Origin of the sequence: Flavobacterium qiangtangense, from assembly GCF_042658345.1 — a bacterium.
Classification (GTDB): domain Bacteria; phylum Bacteroidota; class Bacteroidia; order Flavobacteriales; family Flavobacteriaceae; genus Flavobacterium; species Flavobacterium qiangtangense.
Map to the genome: position 1 here is coordinate 17,055 of NZ_JBHSQB010000004.1, position 23,510 is coordinate 40,564.

A 23,510-nucleotide genomic window follows, 5' to 3' on the forward strand; every position below is an offset into this window, starting at 1 on the left:
TAAATAAAATTTTTACAGTTTCTGAATTATTGGAATATATATAATAAGGCCAACTGCAATTGCGACAAGCGCTGCGAAAAATACAGCGCCGGCAGCAATATCTTTTATAAAGCCGATTTTATCGTGAAAATTTGGATGAATGAAGTCGGCGATTTTTTCAACAGCGGTGTTTAATCCTTCGATACTCAAAACTAAACCGATTGCCATTGTTTGAAACAGCCATTCGGTTTTTGAAATATTGAAGTAAAATCCAGCGATGGTAACTAAAATCCCGAGTGAAAATTGCACCATTATACTGTGTTCGGTCGTGATAAGTTTGTATGCGCCAAGAACGGCGTACTTAAAACTTTTCAATCTTCCGGTAACAAATGAATGGTCTGTCTTCATTTAAAAATAATTATAGAACGGCTAAAGCGCTTTCATAATTTGGCTCGTTTGCAATTTCACCCACTTGTTCTGTGTGAATCACGTTTCCGTTTTCGTCAACAACAATCACGACTCTTGAGTGCAAACCTGCTAAAGCGCTGTCTGAAATTTCTAAACCATAGTCTTTTCCAAAGCTTCCGTCTTTAAAATCAGAAAGATTTACTACGTTTTCTAAACCTTCAGCACCACAAAAACGTTTTTGAGCGAAAGGCAAATCTCTTGAAATACATAGCACAGTTGTATTTTGCAATTCACTTGCTTTTGCGTTGAAATTTCTAACGGAAGAAGCGCAAGTAGATGTGTCAACACTTGGGAAAATATTCAAAACCAATCTTTTTCCTGCAAAATCAGAAAGAGAAACTACTCCCAAATCTTTATTTACCAATTTGAAATCTGGTGCTTTTGAACCAACTTTTGGTAATTCACCACTTGTTTTTACTGGATTTCCTCCTAATGTTACTGTTGCCATTTTTAAATTTTTTATAAGCTTCAAAAGTATGAAAAATATATTTGTGAATTTGAGGAAAACTGAAAAACTCTTTAATATTCGATTTAAAAAGATTAGCCACGAATTCACCAATTTTTTTTCAGTTTTTGAGAAAAAATTCGTGAATTCGTGGTTAAAAAAATAATTTGCTAAAAAATTTACATCAAAACTAACATCGCCAAACTCATCAAAATCATCAATCCGTCTTCGATAATTGTAACAGTGCTCATCGGAAGATTAAAAACGGCTCCAAGACAAGCGCATTGGATTTTCTTTTTGTTCAAAACACTTTGTAAAACCCCGATGATACTGACAGTCATTACAATTAATGTTACAATATTTGTTAAGTAAGGTTCAAAATTTAGGGCGAAAGCCAAACCTAAAGCCAATTCTAAAAAGGCATAAATGTAACCCCAGCTTTTGAATTTTTGGGCCACCACATCATACATCGCATAACTTTCTGCAAAACCTTTTAAATCTAACATTTTAAAGAAAGAAAAAGTCAGGAAAAACCCCGCCATAAAGATTCGCATTCCAGTCATGTAATTGAAAAAACCTTCGGAAAATCCAGCGATTAAAGAGATTGCTAAAATGTATGAGAATATTAAAACGATTGGTTTATAAGTCTGAAACCAAGTTCTTTTTTCAGCTTCCGCAGTTTCAAAAACATTGTGATTCATCGTCACATTTTTTTCTGAAAGTTGATATTTTGGATAGTCTTTTAAAGCCGATTGCAATTCAGATGTTAGAATATGTTTTTCCATTTCAATGGAAGCTTCGCCTTGTTCCAAATCAATATCCACGTTTTTTACATCCGGATTTTTCTTTAGTAAAAAAGAGACTTTTGCAATGCATCCGTCGCAAGTCATTCCGGATATTTTATAGGTATGTTTCATAATTTTAAGTGTTGATTTTGTATGATACAAAGGTCGCTCACTTCCGCGAAAGCGCTATTATGAAATTTATGAAAAGAATATCAATTTTTACAGTTCGTCGATATTTCTGCGTTTGGTTTCCTTCAAAGATTTGTAAAAAGTGGGAGTGAGGCCGGTGATCTTCTTGAATTGGCTCGATAAATAAGCCGTGCTACTGTAACCCAATTGGTTTGCGATTTCTGAAAGAGATAATTCGTCATAAACCAAAAGTTCTTTGACTTTCTCAATTCTTTGGGAAATAAAATATTTTTCAATCGTAGTTCCTTCAACTTCAGAGAAAAGATTGCTTAAATAGTTGTATTCATAACGCAGTTTATCCGAAAGAATAGTAGAAAGATTTGTGTTTTCAATTTCCTCAGAATGATGCACCAAGCGGATGATTTCGGTTTTAATTTGTTCAATCAAACGGCTTTTTTTGTCGTCAATTAATTCAAAACCAATATGTTTCAAGGAATTTTCTAATTCGGATAAATGCTGTTGCGTAATTTCTTCAGCAGTTTCCACTTCGCCTAATTCTACAGCAATAGGGTGAACCCCGATTTTCTCGAACTCGTTTTGAACCGCAGTTTTGCATCGGTTGCAAACCATATTTTTTATGTAGAAGTGCATTTTCTCTGAGTAATTGTTATTACAAAATTAGCTTATATGCATTATATGTTTGGATAAATTACCACATTAGGCAAAAAAACATATAAGATTGTTGTTTAAAACAAAAAACGCCCTCGAAATCGAGAGCGTTTATAAAGCAAAAAGGGGGATTTATTTGTCAATAGAACCAAGAACTCGCTTCATAAAATTATTCAGCGCTTCTTTTTTATCAGTTCCATCCTTAATCATTTTGTTGACTTCAAGTGCGCCATACATATTGGAAATCAATTCTCCAATAACATCAAGCTCTTCATCTTTTAATGACGGAACTTCAGTCAAAGCTTCCAAAACCTCAATCGTTTCAATGATATAATCTTGGTCGTTTTCCTCAATAAATTGAGTCAGATGTTTTATAACGGGTAATTTCATTTTTTAGATTTTTAGATTTCCGATTATTCGATGGTTCGAAAATCCAACAATCGAATAATCGAACAATCTTAATTTAAGCTATTTCATTTACCAATTCTGATAAAACTTCTGCTTTGTTTGTTTGCGTTTGGTTCACTAATTTTCCGTGTACAAAAGTCGCAAAAGTTGGCAAGTTTGAAACGTTGGCCAATTTTCTTGATTCTGGAGAATTTTCTGCGTCAACCAAAACAAAGGTTACGTTTTCTGTTTCTGTAGCCAATTTTTTAAATTTCGGCTTCATAATACGGCAGTTTCCACACCAAGATGCAGAATATTGAACCACTACTTTTTCATTGGCATTCACCAAATCTTGTAATGTATCTTCGTTTAAATCGATTAACATAGTTTTTTTGTTTAAAAAAGATTGTTCGATAATTCGATTTTCGAAGCTTCGAAGTGTCGAAAAATCGAACAATCAATTTATTATTTAGTTATTCAAGTAAGAAGCAACACCTTCTCTTGTAGCTTCCATCGCGTCTTTTCCTTCTTCCCAGTTTGCTGGACAAACTTCACCTTTAGTTTGAACGTGCGTGTAAGCGTCAACTAATCTCAAGTATTCTGCTACGTTTCTACCTAATGGCATGTCGTTTACGCTTTCGTGGAAGATTTTTCCAGTTTCGTCAATCAAGTAAGTTGCTCTGAAAGTCACGTTTGAACCTTCGATGATTACTGAATCTGTTTCTTCGCTGTATTCTGTAGAATCGATGTCTAAAATTCCAAGAATGTTAGAAAGATTACGGTTTGTATCTGCTAAGATTGGGTAAGTTACACCTTCAATTCCACCATTTTTTTTTGGAGTATTTAACCAAGCAAAGTGAACTTCGTTTGTGTCGCAAGAAGCTCCGATAACGATTGTGTTTCTTTTTTCAAATTCTGGCAAAGCAGCTTGAAAAGCGTGTAATTCTGTTGGGCAAACAAAAGTAAAATCTTTTGGATACCAGAACAAAAGCACTTTTTTGTTGTTGTTTACTGCTTCTTCAAAAATGTTGATTTTCAAATTGTCTCCCATTTCAGAGATGGCGTCAACTGCGATGCTTGGGAATTTTTTTCCTACTAATGACATAAGTATATGGTTTAAAAGTTATTTTTTTCTAATGCAAACTTACTACATAGAAAGTGTTTTTGCATATAAGAATTAATTATAAATATTTATTTTGTGATAGTTTAAAACTATTAAAAGTGATTATCTGATAATTACATAATTTTGTAGAATTAATATTACTGATTTCTTACTTTTATCAATTTTCTTTTTCATAAATCATATAATTAAGTTTGGTTTTATATATTTGTTTTTAGTTAAAAACTATACACAAAAAACGATTCTTCACACGGTTAATCAAATACGTACGTCAACTTATGAGTTTTTCAAATTTATTCAGAAAAAAAACAGTTCAAGATATTTTAAGACAAGTTGAAAAAAATGAAGCTGACGGACATAATTCTTTAGGTAAACATTTAACGGCGAGAGATTTAACGGCTTTTGGGATTGCGGCTATCGTTGGTGCCGGAATTTTCAGCACAATAGGAAAAGCAAGCTCTGACGGAGGTCCTGCCGTAATTTTCTTATTCTTATTCACCGCTTTGGCTTGTAGTTTTGCCGCTTTCGCTTACGCGGAATTTGCTTCGATGGTTCCAGTTTCAGGAAGCGCTTACACTTATTCTTACGTAGCTTTTGGCGAATTAATCGCTTGGATAATTGGCTGGGCATTAATTATGGAATACGCCATTGGAAACATTACCGTCGCCATTTCCTGGAGCGATTATTTTACAGGATTGCTTGAAAGTGGCGGAATTCATCTCCCGCAGTGGATTCAGATGGATTATTTGACCGCTTCAAACGGATTTACAGACGCGACAGCTTTAATGCAAGGCGGAAAATCCTTTGAAAATTTAGACGCAAGTTTGCAAGATGCGTACACCGCTTGGACGACTTCGCCTGTAATTGGTTCGTTTCATTTTGTAGCAGATTTGCCAGCTTTGTTTATTATTGTATTGATTACCGCGCTGGTTTACAGAGGAATGAAAGAATCTCGAAATGCCAGCAACTTGATGGTTGTTGTCAAATTGTGTATCATATTATTGGTTATCGCTGTTGGAGTTTTCTACGTAGATACTGACAATTGGGACCCGTTTGCGCCAAATGGAGTAGGAGGCGTTTTAAAAGGAGTTTCAGCTGTTTTCTTTGCGTATATCGGGTTTGACGCTATTTCCACAACTGCCGAAGAATGTAAAGATCCGCAGAAAGATTTACCAAAAGGAATGATGTGGGCGATTATTATCTGTACCATTTTATACATTGCAATTGCCTTGGTTTTAACCGGAATGGTAAACTATAAATTATTAAATGTTGGTGATCCATTGGCATTTGTTTTTGATGCTTTGGACTTAAAATGGATGTCGGGAATTATTGCGGTAAGTGCCGTGGTTGCTATGGCGAGCGTACTGTTGGTCTTTCAAATGGGACAGCCAAGAATTTGGATGAGCATGAGCCGTGACGGTTTGCTTCCGAAGAAATTTTCTACGGTTCACCCAAGATTCAAGACGCCTTCATTTGCCACGATTGTAACCGGATTTGTAGTGGCAATTCCTGCGTTATTTTTAAACTTGACAATGGTAACCGATTTGTGCAGTATCGGAACTTTGTTTGCATTTGTATTAGTTTGCGCCGGAGTTTTAGTGTTGCAAAACAAGCCAAATATTCCGCGTGGGAAATTTAAAACGCCTTACATCAATTCAAAATATATTGTTCCCGTTTTATTAATTGCCGGTCTAGTTTATTCTTTTGCTTACAACAAAGAAAACACGATGAATTTCGTAAATAATGCACCGCAAGTCAATGAACCGGCTTCTATCGTAACCTCTCTAAACAAAGAGCAAACGGCTGAAGTGTACCAGTTTTTAATTGCCAATGACAAGGAAAATGTTTTTACAAATAAAACCAGCGATTTAGAGCAAATTCTAAGCGAATACCATAATAATGAAGATAAATATATAGAAGTGGTAGAATCGCTTCCAATTGATAAATCATTGAAATATGAAACGGGCTTTTCATTATTCAAACACAAAATTCCAATGTATATTTTCTTAATAGTTTTAATCGGATTGACAGTTTGGTCGTGGAGACAGAATTTATCGCTAATTCCGCTTTTAGGCTTGGTTTGCTGTCTATATATGATGGCCGAATTAAGCGTCTGGAACTGGATTTATTTCTTTATTTGGTTGTTAATAGGTCTTGCAATTTATTTTGGCTACAGCCGAAAAAACAGCAAATTGAATTTGATTCAAGAGTAAAACTTAGGTTATAAAAAAAGCTGTCTAAACATTTTTAGATGGCTTTTTTCAAGAAATTAAAAATAAATTTCAATTTTTCGAAAAAGCTACAACGTTTTAGTTAATATTACTTGTTAAAGCATAGCAAAAAATATTTTTTTCTCTTAATATTTTATTTACTTTTGACCCCAAATGAAAAAGCTAGCTGTACTTTTCTTATTTATTTGTTTGTTCCTCTTTGGCGGAGGGCAACATCTTATTGCAGCAACACACCAAGTTTATAATCCTACTTCGCAGAGCTTTGGTAAAAAATATCATGCAAAGATCACAAATCATGATTCTGGAAATTCGTTAATCGAGGAAGCCGATTTAGGTGGAGACGAGGATCATTCTGGTACTGATATTGATGGGGAACTTCCAACAAAAATTTTCACAAGTAATTATAGCGATTTAACTAATTGGTATTTGACTCTTGCTTGCCAATTACTTATTAATCAATCGCATAAGAATTTTAAAATCTTCGCGCCATTTTGTGGCCAATCAAATCCAATTTATATTACCCAAAGGGTATTGAGGTTGTGATAAACGACATGCATCTGGTTGCCTAGCGCGCGATCATGTCTATCCTTTTATTGTATTTATTTTACTTTTCTGGTAAGGCGGATCTGCATTTTATGGCTTCTGATGTTTATTTACATCTAACGGAATCATTGCATTCCAAGCATTCAATCGCTTAAATTCCATTCTTATATCCTGATGAAAAAAGTCGTTTTAACGGGCGTTTTAGCCTTGTTGTGCCTTGTAAGTTGCACAACTAAAAAAGAAGAAAAAGAAGAAGTTGAAAAATTTGCAGTGACTAATCCTGTAAAAATTGATACCACTTTTACAAAAGAGTATGTGTCGCAGATCAAATCTGTTCGAAACATTGAAATTCGTGCCCAAGAAAAAGGGTTTTTACAAGAAATTTATGTTGATGAAGGTCAGTTTGTAAAAGCTGGACAACTTTTATTTAAAATTATGCCAAAGTTCTATGAGGCAGAATTATTAAAAGCGCAAGCCGAACAAAAAGCATCGGAAATCGAGTTGCAAAATACCAAAATTTTAGCTGATAAAAATGTGGTTTCTCGAAACGAACAGGCCGTTGCTCAGGCAAAAGTTCAAGCAGCAAGAGCTGAAGTAGCCTTGGCGAAATTGCATTTATCGTTTACTGAAATTAGAGCACCTTTTGCAGGAACAATCGATAGAATTCCTTTAAAAATCGGAAGCCTTATTGACGAAGGAGAATTACTGACAAGCCTTTCTGATAACAGCCAGATGTTTGCCTATTTTAACGTTTCTGAACCAGAATATTTGCAATATCAAACAAATGTAAAAGATCGCGCAACTACAAAAATTAATTTGGTTTTAGCTGACGGACAGACTTTTAAAGAGCAAGGTATTGTGGAAGTTATCGAAAGTGAATTTAACAATGAAACCGGAAATATTGCCTTCAGAGCGAGATTCCCAAATACTGATAAATTGCTTAGAAATGGTGAAACGGGCCAAGTTCAAATGATGGTTCCGCTTAAGAATGCGATTATAATTCCGCAGAAAGCTACTTACGAAATCCAAGATAAAAAATATGTTTTTGTGGTGGATAAAGACGGAGTAGTTTCTTCAAAAGAAATCACTACAACTGGCGAACTTCCAGACTTATATGTGATCAGCAGTGGCCTTTCTGAAAACGATAAAATTTTATTAGAAGGCGTTCAGAAAGTCAAAGAAAATGACAAGATCAAATATGAGTATCAAGCACCACAAGAAGTGCTAAATCATTTGCGTCTAAAAGCAGAATAGGTCTAACTCATAAAAAATAAAAAGATGTTTAATAAATTTATTCAAAGACCTGTTCTTTCGATAGTTATATCGCTTGTTATTGTGTTTTTAGGCGTATTGTCGGTGATGAATTTGCCGATCACGCAATTTCCGTCCATTTCACCTCCAATTGTCAATGTGACGGTAGATTATCCGGGTTCTAACGGAGAATTGATGATTAAATCGGTAATTATTCCTTTGGAAAGAGCTTTAAACGGAGTTCCTGGGATGAAATACATGACTTCTGATGCCGGAAATGACGGTGAAGCGAGTATCCAAATCGTATTTAATTTAGGTACAGATCCCAATTTAGCGGCGATCAACGTTCAAAACCGTGTGGCTTCCGTCACCAATAAATTGCCTCCGTTGGTAATTCGTGAAGGTGTGAAAATCACGCGCGAGGTTCCGAGTATGTTGATGTATGTGAATCTTTACAGCAAGGACAAAAATACCGACATGAAGTTTCTTTACAATTATGCCGATATCAACGTGCTTTCTGAATTAAAAAGGGTCAATGGAGTTGGTTCTGGAGATATTTTGGGAACCAGAGAATATGCGATGCGAATTTGGTTGAAACCCGATAGAATGTTGGCTTATAAAATTTCTACGGATGAAGTAATGGAAGCATTATCTAGCCAAAGTTTGGAAGCTTCTCCAGGAAAAACAGGCGAAAGTTCAGGAAAACGCTCGCAAGCATTTGAGTATGTTTTAAAATATTCTGGAAGATTTACTACTAAAGAACAATATGAAAATATCGTAGTTCGGTCAAATGCCAACGGAGAACTTTTGCGTTTGAAAGACGTTGCCAAAGTAGAATTTGGAAGTTCGATGTATGACATTTATTCTAATTTGAACGGAAAACCTTCGGCTGCGATTGTCTTAAAGCAATCCTTCGGAAGTAACGCGAACCAAGTAATTGGCGATGTAAAAGCAAAATTAGAAACCATCAAAAAGAAATTTCCAAAAGGTATGGATTATGAAATTTCGTATGACGTTTCAAAATTCTTGGATGCTTCCATTGAAAAAGTAATTCACACTTTGGTCGAAGCCTTTATCTTGGTAGGATTAGTCGTTTTCCTTTTCTTGGGAGACTGGAGATCTACGGTAATTCCGGCAATTGCGGTTCCGGTTTCATTAGTAGGAACTTTTCTTTTCATGCAATTTTTTGACATTTCATTGAACTTGATTACACTTTTTGCCTTGGTTTTGGCCATTGGAGTCGTCGTCGATGATGCGATTGTGGTCATCGAAGCCGTTCATGCTAAAATGGAAGAAGAACATCTTTCGGCTTATAAAGCGACCAAAAAAGCAATGCACGAAATTGCTGGAGCGATCATCGCAATTACGTTTTTGATGGCAGCAGTATTCGTTCCGGTAGCATTTATGTCGGGTCCGGTTGGTGTTTTTTACAGACAATTTTCAATTACAATGGCAACGGCAATTATCCTATCTGGTATTGTGGCCTTGACTTTGACGCCGGCGCTTTGTGCAATGATGCTGAAAAATACGCATGGAAAACCTAAAAAGAAAACGCCGATAAATCGTTTTATCGATTGGTTTAACAACAAATTTGACCTCGCCCAAGGAAAATATCAAAATGTTTTAGGTAAAATTATAAATAGAAAAGCAGTTACATTTATCGCTCTTGCCGGATTCTGCGCAGGAACTTGGTTGATCAGCAGTACAGTTCCATCAGGATTTATACCGAATGAGGATCAAGGTATGTTTTATGCAATTATCCAAACGCCACCAGGTTCTTCATTAGAAAGAACGAATGAAATTGCAGAAAGATTACAGAAAATTGCCGAAACGGTCGAAGGTGTGAAATCAGTTTCATCTTTGGCAGGTTATGAAATCTTGACTGAAGGAACGGGAGCCAATGCTGGAACTTGCTTGATCAATCTTAAAGATTGGGACGAAAGACAAAATTCTGTGGTGGACATCATGAAAGAATTAGAAGAAAAATCTAAAGATATTCCAGGAGCGAACATCGAGTTTTTCCAACCGCCGGCAGTTCCAGGATATGGTGCGGCAGGAGGATTTGAGCTTCGTTTGTTAGACAAAACAGGAACGACTGATTTTAAAAAACTCGAAGAAGTCAATAAAGATTTTGTGGAAGAATTGAAAAAACGTCCTGAATTGACCGGAGTTTTCAGTTTCTTCAGCGCGAGTTTTCCGCAATATATGATGAAAGTGGACAATGATTTGGCGCAGCAAAAAGGAGTTTCGACTGAAAATGCCATGAATACGCTGTCAACACTTGTGGGAAGTAATTATGAAATTAGCTTCATCAAGTACGGAATTAATTACAAAGTAATTGTTCAAGCTTCGCCAGAATACCGTGCACAGCCAGACGATATTTTGAAATTATATGTAAAAAATGACCGTGACGAAATGGTGCCATATTCTGCTTTCATGAAACTTGAAAAAGTGTATGGACTTTCAGAAATTACCAGACATAATATGTACACTTCTACCGAAATCAGCGGTGGACCAGCAATGGGCTACAGTTCTGGAACAGCAATTAAAGTAATCCAAGAAGTTGCTGCAGCAAAATTGCCAAGAGGTTATGACATCGATTGGGCGGGTATTTCTGCCGATCAGGTGGCGCAAGGAAACCAAGCTATCTGGGTTTATTTAATCTGTTTGGTGTTTGTTTATTTGGTACTTGCAGCGCAGTATGAAAGTTTCATTTTACCGTTATCCGTAATATTTTCTTTGCCAGCGGGTATTTTTGGAGCATTCCTTTTATTGAAATTAACCGGACTTGAAAATAATATCTATTCGCAGGTTGCAATGGTAATGTTAATCGGTTTATTAGGTAAAAATGCGGTATTGATTGTAGAATTTGCGATCCAAAGGCACGCTGCAGGAAAATCAGTTCTTGAAGCGGCAATGGAAGGCGCAAAAGCACGTTTCCGTCCAATTTTGATGACTTCTTTTGCGTTCATCGCCGGATTATTACCGCTTGCTTTTGCGACAGGACCAGGTAAAATTGGTAACAGAACTATCGGAACTGCAGCGGCAGGAGGTATGCTTATCGGAACGATTTGCGGTGTATTTGTAATTCCGGGATTGTACTACATTTTTGCCAAAATCGCAGAAAAACACAAGCTTGTGAAACATGAAGAAGAAAATCCATTAACAGAAGAAATTGACAACAATCATGTATAAAATCAAATTATATCAATACATCATTGCATTGAGCCTTTGCCTTGCAATTGTTGGTTGTAAAGCGCCAGCAACTGCAACATTGAATGCAAGTGCTCCGGTTCCAGAAAATTTTGGAAACGGAACAGCTAAAGATTCTACGAATATTTCCGACTTAAAATGGAAAGAGTTTTTTAAAGACCAAAATCTTGTAGATCTGATTGATGTTGCCTTGAAAAACAATCAAGAATTAAATATCACGTTGCAGGAAATTGAAATTGCAAAAAATGATATCAGAGTTCGAAAAGGTGCGTTATCGCCAACAGTTGGTGTTCGTGCTGGCGCCGGAATTGAAAAAGTAGGTCGTTACACGAGCCAAGGTGCGGGTGATGCTTCTACCGAAATCAAACCGGGAATCGAAACGCCAGATCCTTTGCAAGATTACACCATCGGAGCTTATGCCAATTGGGAAGTCGATATCTGGAAAAAACTACGCAATTCAAAAAAAGCGGCTGTAAACAGATATTTGGCATCCGTGGAGGGTAAAAATTTTGTAATCACAAGTTTAATTGCCGAAGTCGCTGATTCTTACTATGAGTTATTGGCTTTAGACACGCAACTGGAAATCGTGAAACAAAATATTGCCTTGCAAACCAATGCTTTGGAAATTGTGAAAGTGCAAAAACAAGCGGCAAGAGCTACAGAATTAGGTGTTCAGAAATTTCAAGCCGAAGTGTTGACTTCAAAAAGCTTGGAGTTTGAAATCTTACAGCAAATTAAGGAAACGGAAAATAAAATCAACTTTTTATTAGGTCGTTATCCGCAAGAAATCAAACGCGACCATGCTAATTTTACCGAATTGCTTCCGGCGGTGGTAAATTCTGGAATTCCATCGCAGTTGTTGGCAAATCGTCCCGATATCAAAAAAGCAGAATTAGAATTAGTTGCTGCAAAATTAGATGTAAAAGTGGCTCGTGCTGAATTTTATCCTTCACTTGATATTTCTGCAGCATTCGGAATTCAAGCGTTTAAACCTTCGTATTTATTGACATTTCCTGAATCGCTTTTGTATTCCTTAGCAGGAGATTTGGCCGCGCCATTAATCAACAGAAATGCTATTAAAGCCGAATTTTCAAGTGCCAATGCAAGACAGCTTCAAGCTTTATACAATTATGATCGTACTGTTTTGAACGCTTATTTTGAGGTTGCAACACAGCTTTCTAAAATTGAAAACCTGCAAAAAGGATATGATCTAAAATCACAGCAAGTTGCGGCCTTAAACAAATCGATCGATGTTTCAAATGATTTGTTTAAATCTGCAAGAGTTGATTATTTTGAAGTTTTGATGACTCAAAGAGATGCCTTGGAGGCAAAATTAGAATTGGTCGAAACAAAAAAAGAGCAGCTGAATGCGGCGGTTCACGTTTATAAAGATTTAGGCGGAGGCTGGAAGTAACCTAACTTAATATACAGAAGGAATATATAATTTGTTAAAAATGACGCCATTATAAAGTGGCGTCATTTTTTATTTTCTGAACGCCTGAAAATTTGTAAATTGAAGTAAAAACAATCGTTGAATAATTAATCTCAACATATGATTTTTTATTACCTTAATATAAGTAAGTATCTTTGATGTAATCAACTTCTTTGAAAATGGCTTATATAAGCAAGACGTTAATAGTGTAAATTCATGCCAAATATAGAAAAGGAACAAAAAAAGTTAGAGAAGAAAAGGAAAGAAAAAAATGCTACGCGATTGTTACCTTGGGTCACCGCGGTGGCGATGTTTATTCAATCGCTTGACGGCACGATTCTCAACACTTCACTGCCGGTTATAGCCAGAGATATGAAATATTCTCCAACAGAAATGCATTCTGTCATCGTCACTTATGCGCTGACTTTGGCACTTTTTATTCCGCTTTCTGGTTGGCTCGCTGACAAATTTGGAACAAGAAACATGTTTATGATCGCCGTTGGATTATTTGTCGCAGGTTCGCTATGTTGCGCACTTTCAGTAGATCTTTTTACTTTTAATCTTTCTCGTGTTCTTCAGGCAATCGGTGCTTCAATGATGGTTCCAATCGCACGTTTGGCAATTTTATATCAATATCCCAAAAACGAACTTTTAAAAACCATGAATTTTATAACGGTTTTTGGGCTCTTGGGAATGGTTGTGGGTCCGAGTTTAGGCGGATTTCTTTCAGATAATTTTTCTTGGCATTGGATATTTTTGGTAAATGTTCCAATTGGTCTAATTGGTATTTCGCTGGCAAAACGTGTCATGCCAAATTTTAAAAAAGCAGTTGGTAGGTTTGATTTCAGAGGACTTATGTATTTTAGTCTTGCATTGATCGTCATAACGATGGTACTCGAATTAATCAGTACAGGTCTTACACATTGGATGGCAATCTTGGGCGGTTTATTACTTTTTAATCTGCTTGCAGTCATTTATTTTATCCACTACAAGAAAACGGAAAAGCCCATCATCGATTTAAGATTGCTCAATATAAAAACACTGAGAATTGGATTAGCCGGAAGCCTAATTACAAGGTTGGGAATTGGAGGATTGCCACTTTTGTTACCATTAATGTTGCAAACTGGCTTTGGTTATTCAGCGTCAACCGCCGGATTACTTTTATTGCCTTCTGCATTGGCGAATGTTGCGATAAAACCTTTTATGGTGCGTATCATCAAAGCTCTAGGTTATCGAACAATATTAATTAGCAATACCGTTTTACTCGGATTAGTATTGGTTATTTTAGGTTTTGTAGAACGAGATACGCCACTTGTTTACTACATTATTTTAATGGTTTTTTATGGATTCTTCACTTCTATACAAATGTCTGCGATGAACACCATCACGCTCGTTGATCTTGACGAAAACACTAAAAGTGGCGGTAACACAATGTTGGTGATTATGCAACAACTTTCTGTGAGCTTTGGTGTATCTGTTGCAAGCTTAGTGCTGTCTTTTTTTCAATCAGATGCAATTGGAATGAACCTCACACAGCCGTTTCATTACACATTTATTTGTTTGGCAGCATTTACGATATTTTCAAGCTTGACTTTCAGCAGACTGGGGAAAGACGATGGAAGTGGCTACGTTTAAAAAACGCTTTTTTGTGTCCAAGTTTGGTTGTAATTAGCTGAGTAATCTTCAGATCAAATTTAGTTTTTTAATGCTGAAACTATTCTAACTTTTTGAGGATATTTAGCAACGAAACTGCTTATTAGTTGCATGATATAATGGTTGCTTTTGTAAGGCGAGACAAATTCTTTAAACTCCGTTAAATCAGAAATAACGGTGTCGGTTGAAATATAGCCCATTCCATAAAACTTACCATTTTCGACCCAAATACAACTTTTTTCTTGAGGATTTCTTCCTGTATCAATTATGGCAAACGTTTGATTATTGCTATTCAGTTGTTGAATTGCTTGCTCTACTTTTTCATTATGTGATTGCATATCTGGAAGCGCCACGTCAAAGAGCTGCCGAATGAAATCTCCAGCAATAGGCTTTCCGAAACTGCAAAATCTGGTATCTATTTCAAAATCTTTTGATAAAAGTCGCAGAACTTCCATGGCTTCAATTTCTCGGTTAAATTCCTGTACGCACGACTGAAATTTTGAAAGTTTTCCTACGGCCAAATATCGATAACCATTTCTTGCTTCATAATGATATAGACCAAATTTGGCTTCAAAACGTTTGAGTGCCCGATTATATGTTGGCCAAAGTTTTTGAATTTCTGAACATTCAAGAAGTAATGCTATCAATTCTGTTGCGCACTCTTCAAACGAAATACTGCAAATATCTTTAAGAAAATTTTGACGCTGTGGCGAGCTACTATTCCCCGAAAAATGAGAGGCTACTCGTTTTTTAATATTGATTGCTTTTCCAACATAAACAGTTTTGCCTGTTGAATCATGAAAATAATAAACGCCTGCGCAGTTCGGCAGCCGTTCAAAATCTTGTGGAGGTAAATTTGGAGGAAGTTGTTGGTCTTGAGCGGTTTTCTTGACCATTTTTTGCAAAATACCATCAGAATCCCATTCCACAAGTTTTGCGAAAAGTAAGGCAGTTGCATCGGCATCTCCTCCGGCACGGTGACGATTTTTTACGTTAATCGATAGTGATTGACAGAGATTTCCCAGACTATACGAACTCAGTCCAGGTTTGATTTTTCTCGATGCTCTGACTGTGCAAAGTTTTCGTGCAGTCCAGTCATAACCAGATGCAACAAGCTCATGGTGAACGAATGAGTAATCAAAGTTGACATTATGAGCAACAAAAATCCTGTTTTCTAAAAGTTCAAAAACAGTCTTCGCAATATCGTCAAAAATAGGCGATCCAGATACCGTTTCGTTACTTATTCCGGTAAGCGCGGTAATATATGCCGGAATATTTTGTTGTGGATCGATAAGAGATTCCCATCGATTTAAAACATGAATTCCATCGTGAATAATTATTGCAATCTCGGTCATCCGACTATTTCGCGCATTACCTCCGGTAGTTTCAATATCAACGATTGCGTATTCTTGCTTTTTCATATATCAGCAAAAATAACGTAAATCACGAATTTATATTGCGAATTTCTCAAGCTTTAAGCAAATAAAATTTTTAGCAAAAGTAAAAAATCTAATACCCAAATTATGTAACTCCATGTGAGAACTATATAAGCGTAGTTTTTAAAGAATTTTAGAAATTGCGTCAGCGAGTCGGGGGGCTTGTACTATATAAATTATTGAAGTAAAAAGAGACGTGAGCCATTTGCGTCTCTTTTTTATTGTCCTTCAAATTTAATAATATATTAAAAACGTGTAAATGAAATTTGAAAAACTAAAAGAAGTTTTGATGAACCGGCCAAAAAATATGACTGAAGAAATGTACCATTATGGATACAGTTGCGGTCTGAGAAATGTATTAAATTTCGAGATTGTTCAACAAGCTTTTTATATTTACAACTATTCTGAAAAAGAGCGATTGTTTTATATGCGAAAAATTTTGAACGGTTTTCGCGACGGAAGTTTAGAGGTTTGAAATTCAATTAATCTGATGAAATTTTTCTAGATTATTTTTTAAACAAAAATTAAATTTTAAAATTGCAACGTTAATCTATTCAAAAAAATAGTTTTTGAATAGATTTTTAAACTACATTTGTTTCAAATAAAAATCATGTTTACAAATCAATTACATCATCATATCCATTTCTCCGCTCAAGCGAAGTGTTAATGGTATGTAAGTAATTCATCATATTCTAAACCCGTTTGAGTACATCAAACGGGTTTTTTATTTGTAAAAATTTGGTGTACTCATTCAAAATCTTAAAAAAATGAGCACCTTAAAATTAGCAATCCAAAAATCAGGAAGACTCAACGAAGACAGCCTGAAAATCCTGAAAGACTGCGGTATTTCGATAGAAAATGGAAACGAGCAACTAAAAGCGCAAGCTTCAAATTTTCCTCTCGAAGTTTTATTTCTTCGAAATGCTGACATTCCGCAATACCTTATTGACGGCGTCGTGGACATTGCCATTGTTGGCGACAATCTTTTAGTAGAGAAAGGGAACGACATTAAAATCATCGAAAAATTGGGCTTTTCTAAGTGCAAAGTTTCGGTTGCTGTTCCAAAAACTTTTCCTTTTTCTACTTTGGAAGATTTAGAAGGAATGCGAATCGCGACTTCTTATCCCAAAACAGTTTTAGACTTTTTCCTATCAAAAAATATCAACGTCGAATTGCACCAGATTTCTGGTTCAGTAGAAATTGCTCCGAATATCGGTCTTTCTGACGCGATAGTTGATATCGTTTCCAGCGGAAGCACTTTGTTTAAAAACAATCTGAAAGAAGTGGCCGTAATTTTAAAAAGTGAAGCCGTTCTTGCCGTTTCCGACCAAATTGCTGCAGAAAATCAATTGATTTTAAACAAGCTCCAATTCAGAATTCAATCGGTTTTAAAAGCTCGGAATTCAAAATATATTTTGATGAATGTTCCCAATGAAAAGATAGAAAGCATCAGCAAAATTCTTCCTGTTTTAAAAAGTCCCACGGTAATGCCATTGGCTGAAAAAGGCTGGAGCAGTCTGCATTCTGTCATCAATGAAAATCAATTTTGGGAAGTAATCGACCAATTAAAAGAAGCTGGCGCCGAAGGGATTTTGGTTTGCCCAATTGAAAAAATGGTTTTATAATTTTAAAGAAATACAATGAAAAGCATCAAAAATCCAGACAAAAGAACGTGGACAGATTTAGTAAAAAGACCAACAAATTTTTATGAAGATATCGAACAAACTGTGGCTTCCATTTTTAAGGAAATTCAAGCAAAAAGCGATGTTGCAGTTTCAAAATACAGCAATTTATTTGACGGCGTAAATCTAAAATCTTTTGAAGTTTCAAAGGAAGAAATAGCTGAAGCCATTGACCAAATTCCGAGTGAATTGAAAAGTGCAATTAGTTTGGCCAAATCAAATATCGAACGCTTTCACGAAGCTCAAAAAACAGAAAAAATTGAAGTAGAAACTACAAAAGGCGTTTTTTGCTGGAAAGAAAAAAGAGCGATCCAAAAAATCGGATTGTACATTCCGGGCGGTTCGGCGCCACTTTTTTCGACAGTTTTAATGCTTGCGATTCCTGCAAAAATTGCCGGTTGTCAAGAAATTACGTTGTGTTCGCCGCCTGACAAATCTGGGAAAATAAATCCAGCAATTTTGTATGCAGCATCATTGTGTGGTGTAACGAAAATTTTAAAAATCGGAGGAATTCAGGCAATTGCCGCAATGACTTTTGGAACAGAAACGATTGAAAAAGTGTATAAAATATTTGGTCCAGGAAACCAATTCGTGACTGTTGCCAAGCAATTTGCTACAAAATTCGGAGTCGCAATCGATATGCCTGCCGGACCTTCAGAACTTTTGGTTTTCGCCGATGAATCGGCAAACCCAAGTTTTGTAGCCGCCGATTTATTAAGCCAAGCTGAGCACGGAAGCGACAGCCAAGTGATTTTAGTTTCCACTTCGCAACAAATTATCGATACTGTTTCTGTTGAAATTAAGAAGCAGATCAAAGTTTTGCCACGCCTTGAAATTGCCCAAAAAGCGATTGCTAATTCCAAATTAATTTTGGTTCAAACCGATGAAATTGCTTTGGAATTAATCAACGAATATGCGCCAGAACATTTTATAATTTGTGCTAAAAACGAAAACTTTTTCATCAACGGAATCCAAAATGCAGGTTCGGTTTTCATCGGAAATTATGCGCCAGAAAGTGCCGGAGACTATGCTTCGGGAACCAATCACACCTTGCCCACAAATGGTTTTGCAAAAAATTATGAAGGCGTAAATCTGGATAGTTTTTTAAAATCAATGACTTTCCAAAAAATTACTTCCGAAGGAATCCAAAATATCGGAAAAGCGATTGAAATTATGGCTGAAGCCGAAGGTTTGCAAGCACACAAAAATGCGGTGACTTTGCGATTAAATGAACTTCAAAATGCAACGAAATGAAAACTTTTGACATCAATAAATTAGTCAGAAAAAATGTTCGGGCAATGGAATCTTATTCTTCTGCTCGTGACGAATTCAAGGATTTTGAAAGCGATTTAATTTTTTTGGACGCGAATGAAAATCCGTTTGAAAATGGACTGAACCGTTATCCAGATCCGAAGCAGAAAAACCTAAAAAAAGTACTTTCTGAATTGAAAGATATTCGGGAAAATCAAATAATTCTTGGCAACGGAAGCGATGAATTACTGGATTTGCTTTTCAGAGCTTTCTGCGAACCAAATCAAGATTCGGTAATTACTTTACCACCAACTTATGGAATGTACAGCGTTTTGGCCAATTTGAATGCGATTGAAAACAAAGAAATTGTGTTGCAAAATGATTTTGAGCCAAACGTGGATTTGATTTTAAGAGCTACAGATGAAACCACAAAAATCTTGTTTCTATGTTCGCCAAATAATCCGACAGGGAATACTTTTTCGGAAGATAAAATTGAAATTTTGCTAAAAAATTTTTCGGGATTAATCGTAATTGACGAAGCTTATATTGATTTTTCTAGTAAAGAAAGTTGGTTGAAAAAAATAGATGAATTTCCGAATTTAATTATACTTCAGACATTATCAAAAGCGTATGGTTTGGCCGGAATTCGCTTGGGAATTTTATACGCAAATCCAGAAATCATTAGCGTTTTAGACAAAATAAAACCACCTTACAATATCAACAAAATGTCGCAAGAAAAAGCTTTGGAACGAATTGAAAATTATGATGCTGTTTTGCAAGAAATCGAAGTGATTTTATCAGAAAGAAAAAAAATGATTGTTGCTTTAAATACAATACAATTCATCGAAAAAATTTACAATTCAGATGCAAATTTTATTTTGATCAAAGTCGATAATTCTAAAAAACGGTACGACCAACTATTGAAAAAAGGCATTGTGGTTCGGAATCGATCTGGTCAAGAATTATGCGAAAACTGCCTGAGAATTACAATTGGAACTGAGAATGAAAACCAACAATTGCTTGAAACACTGAAATCATTATGAAAAATCAAAAAATATTATTCATTGATCGCGACGGAACTTTGGTCAAAGAACCTTCTGATTATCAATTAGATGACTTAAACAAATTAGAATTTTATCCCGAAGTTTTTTATTATTTATCCAAAATAAGCAAAGAGCTTGATTTTGAATTGGTTATGATTACCAATCAAGATGGTTTGGGAACCGACAGCTTTCCGGAAGCTACTTTTTGGCCTTGCCAGAATTTAATTATAAAAGCTTTTGAAAACGAAGGAATTATTTTCAAAGACATTTTGATCGATCGAAGTTTTCCTTACGAAAATCTTGAAACAAGAAAACCTGGACTTGGAATGCTTGGAAAATACATCAAAAATCCAGATTATGACTTGGAAAATTCCTTTGTAATCGGCGATCGATTTACCGATGTGGCTTTGGCTAAAAATCTGAAATCTAAAGCTATTTTCTTGAATGGCGATGAAAATTTAGGTCGAACAGAAACACTTTTTACGGCTTTAGAATTGGAAGAAACTATCGCTTTAAAACCTTTAAATTGGAAAAAAATTTACGAATTTTTAAAGCTTCAGGAACGTGTCGCTTCTATTGAAAGAAAGACAAATGAAACTGATATTTCCATCGAAATTAATTTAGACGGAACTGGAAAAAGCAACATTTCTACCGGAATTTCATTCTTTGACCACATGCTTGACCAGCTCGCCAGACACGGACAAATGGATTTGAGTATCAGCGTAAAAGGTGATTTGGAAGTTGATGAACACCACACGATTGAAGACACGGCAATTGCTTTGGGCGAAGTTTTTGCAAAAGCTTTAAGTGACAAATTAGGCATTGAACGTTATGGTTTTTGTCTTCCGATGGACGATTGTTTGGCGCAAGTTGCATTAGATTTTGGAGGAAGAAATTGGCTTGTTTGGGAAGCCGATTTCAAGCGAGAAATGATTGGAAAAATGCCGACAGAAATGTTCTACCACTTTTTCAAATCGTTCAGCGACGGAGCCAAAGCCAACTTAAATATCAAGGCCGAAGGCACCAACGAACACCACAAAATCGAAGCAATTTTTAAGGCGTTCGCCAAAGCAATCAAAATGGCGGTAAAACGCGACACCGAGAAAATGATTTTGCCATCAACAAAAGGAATGTTATGAAAATTGCAATTATAGATTATGGCGCAGGAAATGTGCAAAGCGTTCTATTTGCCTTGAATCGGTTGGGTTTTGAAGGAATTTTAAGTGCTGATCCTGAATTTATTTTGAGCGCCGACAAAGTTATTTTTCCAGGAGTTGGTGCGGCGAATTCGGCTATGAAAAAATTACGCGAAAGCGGTTTAGACCAAATTATTCCGAGTTTGAAACAGCCGGTTTTGGGAATCTGCCTTGGAATGCAGCTGCTTTGCAATTCTTCTGAAGAAGGAAATACGATTGGTTTGGGAATTTTTGATGTTGCTGTCAAGAAATTTCCGGCTGACCATAAAATTCCGCAAATGGGTTGGAACACGATTTACAATCTTCAGTCGCCATTGTTTGATGGAATTTCTGAAAAAGAGTATGTGTATTTGGTGCATAGTTTTTACGCAGAAAAAATAGAAAATACGATTGCCACAACCAATTATGGATTAGAATATGCTTCGGCTTTGCAAAAAGATAATTTCTTCGGAGTTCAATTTCATCCTGAAAAAAGCGGTAAAACGGGAGAAAAAATACTTGGGAACTTTTTAAAAATTGAATTATGAGAATCATTCCAGCTATTGATATCATTGACGGAAAGTGCGTCAGATTGACCAAAGGCAATTATGCCACCAAGAAAATTTACAATGAAAAACCGTTGGAAATTGCAAAGGAATTTGAAGCAAATGGCATCCAATATTTGCATTTGGTGGATCTTGACGGAGCAAAATCTGGGCAAATTGTGAATTATAAAATTTTGGAACAAATTTCTGAAAATACAAACCTCAAAATTGATTTTGGCGGTGGCCTAAAAACAAATGCAGATTTGGAAATTGCTTTTAATTCTGGCGCCAGTCAAATCACGGGAGGAAGTATTGCGGTCAAAAATCCAGATTTATTTCAAGAATGGATTTCAAAATATGGCTCTAAAATTATTTTGGGAGCTGATGTTGATAACGAAAAAATTGCCATTTCGGGTTGGCAGGAAACTTCTGATTTAGATTTGCTTCCTTTTATTAAAAAGTATCAAAACTTTGGAATCGAAACTATAATCTGCACTGATATTTCAAAAGACGGGATGCTTGAAGGACCTTCTTTTTCGCTTTATGAAAAAATAGTGGCCGCTTTTCCTGATATAAATCTGATTGCTTCGGGCGGTGTTTCAAGCTTTGAAGAATTACCAAAATTACAGCTTTTGGGTTGCGAAGGCGTGATCATCGGGAAAGCGATTTATGAAGGAAAAATAAGCTTGAAGCAATTGCAAAACTTTATAATTAACAAAATATGATTACGAAAAGAATCATTCCGTGTCTTGATATTAAAGACGGAAGAACCGTGAAAGGCGTCAATTTTTTAGATTTGAGAGATGCTGGAAATCCTGTGGAATTGGCTTATAATTATTCTGAAAATGGTGCGGACGAATTGGTTTTTCTAGATATTTCAGCTACGGAAGAAAGGCGAAAAACATTAGGAAATTTGGTTCGTGAAGTAGCAAAAGAAATCAATATTCCGTTTACTGTCGGCGGTGGAATTTCGTCGTTGCAGGATGTTGAAATGCTTCTGAAAAATGGCGCTGACAAAGTTTCTATCAATTCTTCGGCGGTTAAAAATCCGAAGCTGATTTCTGATTTGGCATTACATTTTGGAAGCCAATGTATTGTCGTGGCGATTGATGCGAAAGAAATCAATGGTTTTTGGAAAGTGCATTTGGTTGGAGGAAAACTGTCCACCGATTTGGATTTATTCGATTGGGCAAAAGAAGCTGAAAATCTTGGTGCGGGTGAAATTTTGTTCACTTCGATGGACAACGACGGCACAAAAAATGGCTTTGCAAATGAAGCGCTTCGCCAACTTTCACAAACCGTAAATGTGCCGATAATTGCTTCTGGCGGTGCGGGGAAAATTAGTGATTTTGCTGATGTTTTCACGATTGGAATGGCAGATGCGGCTTTGGCGGCGAGTGTTTTCCATTTTGGAGAAATAAAAATTATGGATTTGAAAAGAGAATTAACGCAAAAAAATATAGCAATACGATTATGAAAATAGATTTTAATAAAAATAAAGACGGTTTGGTTCCTGCGATTATTCAGGATTTTGAAACCAAAAATGTACTGATGCTGGGTTATTTGAATGAAGAAGCTTATGCAAAAACTTTAGAATTAAATAAAGTGACTTTTTTTAGCAGAAGTAAAAACCGGCTTTGGACAAAGGGCGAAGAAAGCGGGAATTTCTTGGAAGTTGTGGACATCAAAATTGACTGTGATAATGATTCGCTGTTGATAAAAGTAAATCCATTTGGAAACGTTTGCCACACCGGAAGCGATACTTGCTGGAATGAAAAAAATGAAGCTTCTTATGGATTTTTATCTGAATTGGAACAAACAATTGAAGACCGAAAAAAAAATCCTACGGAAAAAAGTTATGTGGCTTCGCTGTTTGAAAAAGGCATCAATAAAATTGCTCAAAAAGTGGGCGAAGAAGCCGTGGAAGTTGTAATTGAGGCGAAAGATAATGATGACAATTTATTTTTAAATGAAAGTGCAGATTTGCTTTTTCACTATTTGATATTGCTCCAGGCAAAGGGATTTAGATTACAAGATGTAGAAAAAGTTCTTAAATCTCGCAAGTAATTTTAC

The 23,510-nt window shown here is 35.9% G+C and carries 23 protein-coding genes; 15 read left to right on the forward strand and 8 right to left on the reverse strand.

The genetic code is table 11. From position 1 onward, the window contains the following. Window positions 1–12 precede the first annotated feature (12 nt). From ACFPVY_RS03150 to ACFPVY_RS03180, 7 genes are all read right to left on the reverse strand, one after another. Window positions 13–387 (reverse strand): diacylglycerol kinase family protein, encoded by a 375-nt coding sequence (locus ACFPVY_RS03150; protein WP_379790287.1) that lies wholly within the window; start codon window positions 385–387, stop codon window positions 13–15. A 10-nt stretch (window positions 388–397) separates the two neighbouring features. Further along, window positions 398–895 (reverse strand): thiol peroxidase, encoded by a 498-nt coding sequence (gene tpx, locus ACFPVY_RS03155; protein ID WP_379790288.1) that lies wholly within the window; start codon window positions 893–895, stop codon window positions 398–400. 176 nt (window positions 896–1,071) lie between these two features. Then, the gene (locus ACFPVY_RS03160) at window positions 1,072–1,809 is read right to left on the reverse strand and encodes a heavy-metal-associated domain-containing protein (RefSeq protein WP_379790289.1); all 738 of its coding nucleotides are present in this window, start codon (window positions 1,807–1,809) and stop codon (window positions 1,072–1,074) included. Between the two features lie 87 nt (window positions 1,810–1,896). Further along, complete coding sequence (locus ACFPVY_RS03165; RefSeq protein ID WP_379790290.1) at window positions 1,897–2,457, reverse strand: helix-turn-helix domain-containing protein; 561 nt, start codon at window positions 2,455–2,457, stop codon at window positions 1,897–1,899. A 150-nt stretch (window positions 2,458–2,607) separates the two neighbouring features. Beyond that, window positions 2,608–2,865 (reverse strand): DUF6952 family protein, encoded by a 258-nt coding sequence (locus tag ACFPVY_RS03170; protein WP_296148115.1) that lies wholly within the window; start codon window positions 2,863–2,865, stop codon window positions 2,608–2,610. Between the two features lie 73 nt (window positions 2,866–2,938). Continuing rightward, on the reverse strand, window positions 2,939–3,247 hold the full coding sequence (locus tag ACFPVY_RS03175) for a thioredoxin family protein (RefSeq protein WP_296148113.1): 309 nt from the start codon (window positions 3,245–3,247) through the stop codon (window positions 2,939–2,941). Between the two features lie 84 nt (window positions 3,248–3,331). Beyond that, window positions 3,332–3,967 carry a peroxiredoxin gene (locus ACFPVY_RS03180; RefSeq protein WP_379790291.1) on the reverse strand — a complete coding sequence of 212 codons (636 nt, stop codon included), beginning with the start codon at window positions 3,965–3,967 and terminating at the stop codon, window positions 3,332–3,334. A gap of 293 nt (window positions 3,968–4,260) precedes the next feature. Here ACFPVY_RS03180 and ACFPVY_RS03185 point away from each other — a divergent pair, with 293 nt between their 5' ends. The 6 genes from ACFPVY_RS03185 (at window position 4,261) to ACFPVY_RS03210 (ending at window position 14,287) form a co-directional block, all read left to right on the forward strand. Next, complete coding sequence (locus ACFPVY_RS03185; RefSeq protein WP_379790292.1) at window positions 4,261–6,195, forward strand: amino acid permease; 1,935 nt, start codon at window positions 4,261–4,263, stop codon at window positions 6,193–6,195. Between the two features lie 171 nt (window positions 6,196–6,366). After that, entirely contained in the window at window positions 6,367–6,756 is a 390-nt protein-coding gene (locus tag ACFPVY_RS03190) for a hypothetical protein (RefSeq protein WP_379790293.1), read from the forward strand. Window positions 6,757–6,930: 174 nt separating this feature from the next. Next, entirely contained in the window at window positions 6,931–8,010 is a 1,080-nt protein-coding gene (locus ACFPVY_RS03195; RefSeq protein ID WP_379790294.1) for an efflux RND transporter periplasmic adaptor subunit, read from the forward strand. Window positions 8,011–8,034: 24 nt separating this feature from the next. Continuing rightward, entirely contained in the window at window positions 8,035–11,202 is a 3,168-nt protein-coding gene (locus tag ACFPVY_RS03200) for an efflux RND transporter permease subunit (RefSeq protein ID WP_379790295.1), read from the forward strand. Continuing rightward, window positions 11,195–12,634, forward strand: a complete 1,440-nt coding sequence (locus ACFPVY_RS03205) for a TolC family protein (RefSeq protein WP_379790296.1) — start codon at window positions 11,195–11,197, stop codon at window positions 12,632–12,634. Before ACFPVY_RS03200 ends, ACFPVY_RS03205 begins: the two co-directional genes overlap by 8 nt. Window positions 12,635–12,868: 234 nt before the next feature. Next, window positions 12,869–14,287 (forward strand): MFS transporter, encoded by a 1,419-nt coding sequence (locus tag ACFPVY_RS03210; protein WP_379790297.1) that lies wholly within the window; start codon window positions 12,869–12,871, stop codon window positions 14,285–14,287. A 59-nt stretch (window positions 14,288–14,346) separates the two neighbouring features. On the opposite strand, the gene ACFPVY_RS03215 is transcribed toward ACFPVY_RS03210, so the two are convergent. Then, window positions 14,347–15,726, reverse strand: coding sequence for an exonuclease domain-containing protein (locus ACFPVY_RS03215; protein WP_379790298.1), 1,380 nt, complete (start codon window positions 15,724–15,726; stop codon window positions 14,347–14,349). A gap of 274 nt (window positions 15,727–16,000) precedes the next feature. Here ACFPVY_RS03215 and ACFPVY_RS03220 point away from each other — a divergent pair, with 274 nt between their 5' ends. The 9 genes from ACFPVY_RS03220 (at window position 16,001) to hisIE (ending at window position 23,504) form a co-directional block, all read left to right on the forward strand. Beyond that, complete coding sequence (locus ACFPVY_RS03220; protein ID WP_379790299.1) at window positions 16,001–16,216, forward strand: hypothetical protein; 216 nt, start codon at window positions 16,001–16,003, stop codon at window positions 16,214–16,216. A 292-nt stretch (window positions 16,217–16,508) separates the two neighbouring features. Then, entirely contained in the window at window positions 16,509–17,366 is an 858-nt protein-coding gene (hisG, locus tag ACFPVY_RS03225) for an ATP phosphoribosyltransferase (protein ID WP_379790300.1), read from the forward strand. A 15-nt stretch (window positions 17,367–17,381) separates the two neighbouring features. Beyond that, window positions 17,382–18,677: a histidinol dehydrogenase gene (hisD, locus tag ACFPVY_RS03230; protein ID WP_379790301.1), complete on the forward strand. Its 1,296-nt coding sequence runs from the start codon at window positions 17,382–17,384 to the stop codon at window positions 18,675–18,677. Next, entirely contained in the window at window positions 18,674–19,717 is a 1,044-nt protein-coding gene (hisC, locus tag ACFPVY_RS03235; protein ID WP_379790303.1) for a histidinol-phosphate transaminase, read from the forward strand. The genes hisD and hisC overlap by 4 nt, the downstream gene beginning before the upstream one ends. Continuing rightward, a complete protein-coding gene (gene hisB, locus ACFPVY_RS03240) occupies window positions 19,714–20,856 on the forward strand; it encodes a bifunctional histidinol-phosphatase/imidazoleglycerol-phosphate dehydratase HisB (RefSeq protein WP_379790304.1) in 1,143 nt (380 codons plus the stop codon). Before hisC ends, hisB begins: the two co-directional genes overlap by 4 nt. Continuing rightward, window positions 20,853–21,440 (forward strand): imidazole glycerol phosphate synthase subunit HisH, encoded by a 588-nt coding sequence (gene hisH, locus ACFPVY_RS03245; protein ID WP_379790305.1) that lies wholly within the window; start codon window positions 20,853–20,855, stop codon window positions 21,438–21,440. Before hisB ends, hisH begins: the two co-directional genes overlap by 4 nt. After that, the gene (hisA, locus tag ACFPVY_RS03250) at window positions 21,437–22,162 is read left to right on the forward strand and encodes a 1-(5-phosphoribosyl)-5-[(5-phosphoribosylamino)methylideneamino]imidazole-4-carboxamide isomerase (protein WP_379790306.1); all 726 of its coding nucleotides are present in this window, start codon (window positions 21,437–21,439) and stop codon (window positions 22,160–22,162) included. Before hisH ends, hisA begins: the two co-directional genes overlap by 4 nt. Continuing rightward, entirely contained in the window at window positions 22,159–22,914 is a 756-nt protein-coding gene (gene hisF, locus ACFPVY_RS03255; protein ID WP_379790307.1) for an imidazole glycerol phosphate synthase subunit HisF, read from the forward strand. Before hisA ends, hisF begins: the two co-directional genes overlap by 4 nt. Beyond that, complete coding sequence (gene hisIE / locus ACFPVY_RS03260) at window positions 22,911–23,504, forward strand: bifunctional phosphoribosyl-AMP cyclohydrolase/phosphoribosyl-ATP diphosphatase HisIE (protein ID WP_379790308.1); 594 nt, start codon at window positions 22,911–22,913, stop codon at window positions 23,502–23,504. The genes hisF and hisIE overlap by 4 nt, the downstream gene beginning before the upstream one ends. Window positions 23,505–23,510: the final 6 nt, after the last annotated feature.

Excerpts from the sequence above, each read along its gene's own strand:
- ACFPVY_RS03170 (WP_296148115.1), bottom strand. The coding sequence starts at position 2,865 with ATGAAATTACCCGTTATAAAACATCTGACTCAATTTATTGAGGAAAAC.
- ACFPVY_RS03215 (WP_379790298.1), bottom strand. The coding sequence starts at position 15,726 with ATGAAAAAGCAAGAATACGCAATCGTTGATATTGAAACTACCGGAGGT.
- ACFPVY_RS03175 (WP_296148113.1), bottom strand. The coding sequence starts at position 3,247 with ATGTTAATCGATTTAAACGAAGATACATTACAAGATTTGGTGAATGCC.
- ACFPVY_RS03195 (WP_379790294.1), top strand. The coding sequence starts at position 6,931 with ATGAAAAAAGTCGTTTTAACGGGCGTTTTAGCCTTGTTGTGCCTTGTA.
- hisD (WP_379790301.1), top strand. The coding sequence starts at position 17,382 with ATGAAAAGCATCAAAAATCCAGACAAAAGAACGTGGACAGATTTAGTA.
- ACFPVY_RS03220 (WP_379790299.1), top strand. The coding sequence starts at position 16,001 with ATGAAATTTGAAAAACTAAAAGAAGTTTTGATGAACCGGCCAAAAAAT.
- ACFPVY_RS03185 (WP_379790292.1), top strand. The coding sequence starts at position 4,261 with ATGAGTTTTTCAAATTTATTCAGAAAAAAAACAGTTCAAGATATTTTA.
- hisG (WP_379790300.1), top strand. The coding sequence starts at position 16,509 with ATGAGCACCTTAAAATTAGCAATCCAAAAATCAGGAAGACTCAACGAA.
- hisIE (WP_379790308.1), top strand. The coding sequence starts at position 22,911 with ATGAAAATAGATTTTAATAAAAATAAAGACGGTTTGGTTCCTGCGATT.
- ACFPVY_RS03165 (WP_379790290.1), bottom strand. The coding sequence starts at position 2,457 with ATGCACTTCTACATAAAAAATATGGTTTGCAACCGATGCAAAACTGCG.
- ACFPVY_RS03210 (WP_379790297.1), top strand. The coding sequence starts at position 12,869 with ATGCCAAATATAGAAAAGGAACAAAAAAAGTTAGAGAAGAAAAGGAAA.
- ACFPVY_RS03180 (WP_379790291.1), bottom strand. The coding sequence starts at position 3,967 with ATGTCATTAGTAGGAAAAAAATTCCCAAGCATCGCAGTTGACGCCATC.
- ACFPVY_RS03205 (WP_379790296.1), top strand. The coding sequence starts at position 11,195 with ATGTATAAAATCAAATTATATCAATACATCATTGCATTGAGCCTTTGC.
- ACFPVY_RS03200 (WP_379790295.1), top strand. The coding sequence starts at position 8,035 with ATGTTTAATAAATTTATTCAAAGACCTGTTCTTTCGATAGTTATATCG.
- ACFPVY_RS03190 (WP_379790293.1), top strand. The coding sequence starts at position 6,367 with ATGAAAAAGCTAGCTGTACTTTTCTTATTTATTTGTTTGTTCCTCTTT.
- hisC (WP_379790303.1), top strand. The coding sequence starts at position 18,674 with ATGAAAACTTTTGACATCAATAAATTAGTCAGAAAAAATGTTCGGGCA.
- tpx (WP_379790288.1), bottom strand. The coding sequence starts at position 895 with ATGGCAACAGTAACATTAGGAGGAAATCCAGTAAAAACAAGTGGTGAA.
- hisH (WP_379790305.1), top strand. The coding sequence starts at position 20,853 with ATGAAAATTGCAATTATAGATTATGGCGCAGGAAATGTGCAAAGCGTT.
- ACFPVY_RS03150 (WP_379790287.1), bottom strand. The coding sequence starts at position 387 with ATGAAGACAGACCATTCATTTGTTACCGGAAGATTGAAAAGTTTTAAG.
- ACFPVY_RS03160 (WP_379790289.1), bottom strand. The coding sequence starts at position 1,809 with ATGAAACATACCTATAAAATATCCGGAATGACTTGCGACGGATGCATT.
- hisB (WP_379790304.1), top strand. The coding sequence starts at position 19,714 with ATGAAAAATCAAAAAATATTATTCATTGATCGCGACGGAACTTTGGTC.
- hisA (WP_379790306.1), top strand. The coding sequence starts at position 21,437 with ATGAGAATCATTCCAGCTATTGATATCATTGACGGAAAGTGCGTCAGA.
- hisF (WP_379790307.1), top strand. The coding sequence starts at position 22,159 with ATGATTACGAAAAGAATCATTCCGTGTCTTGATATTAAAGACGGAAGA.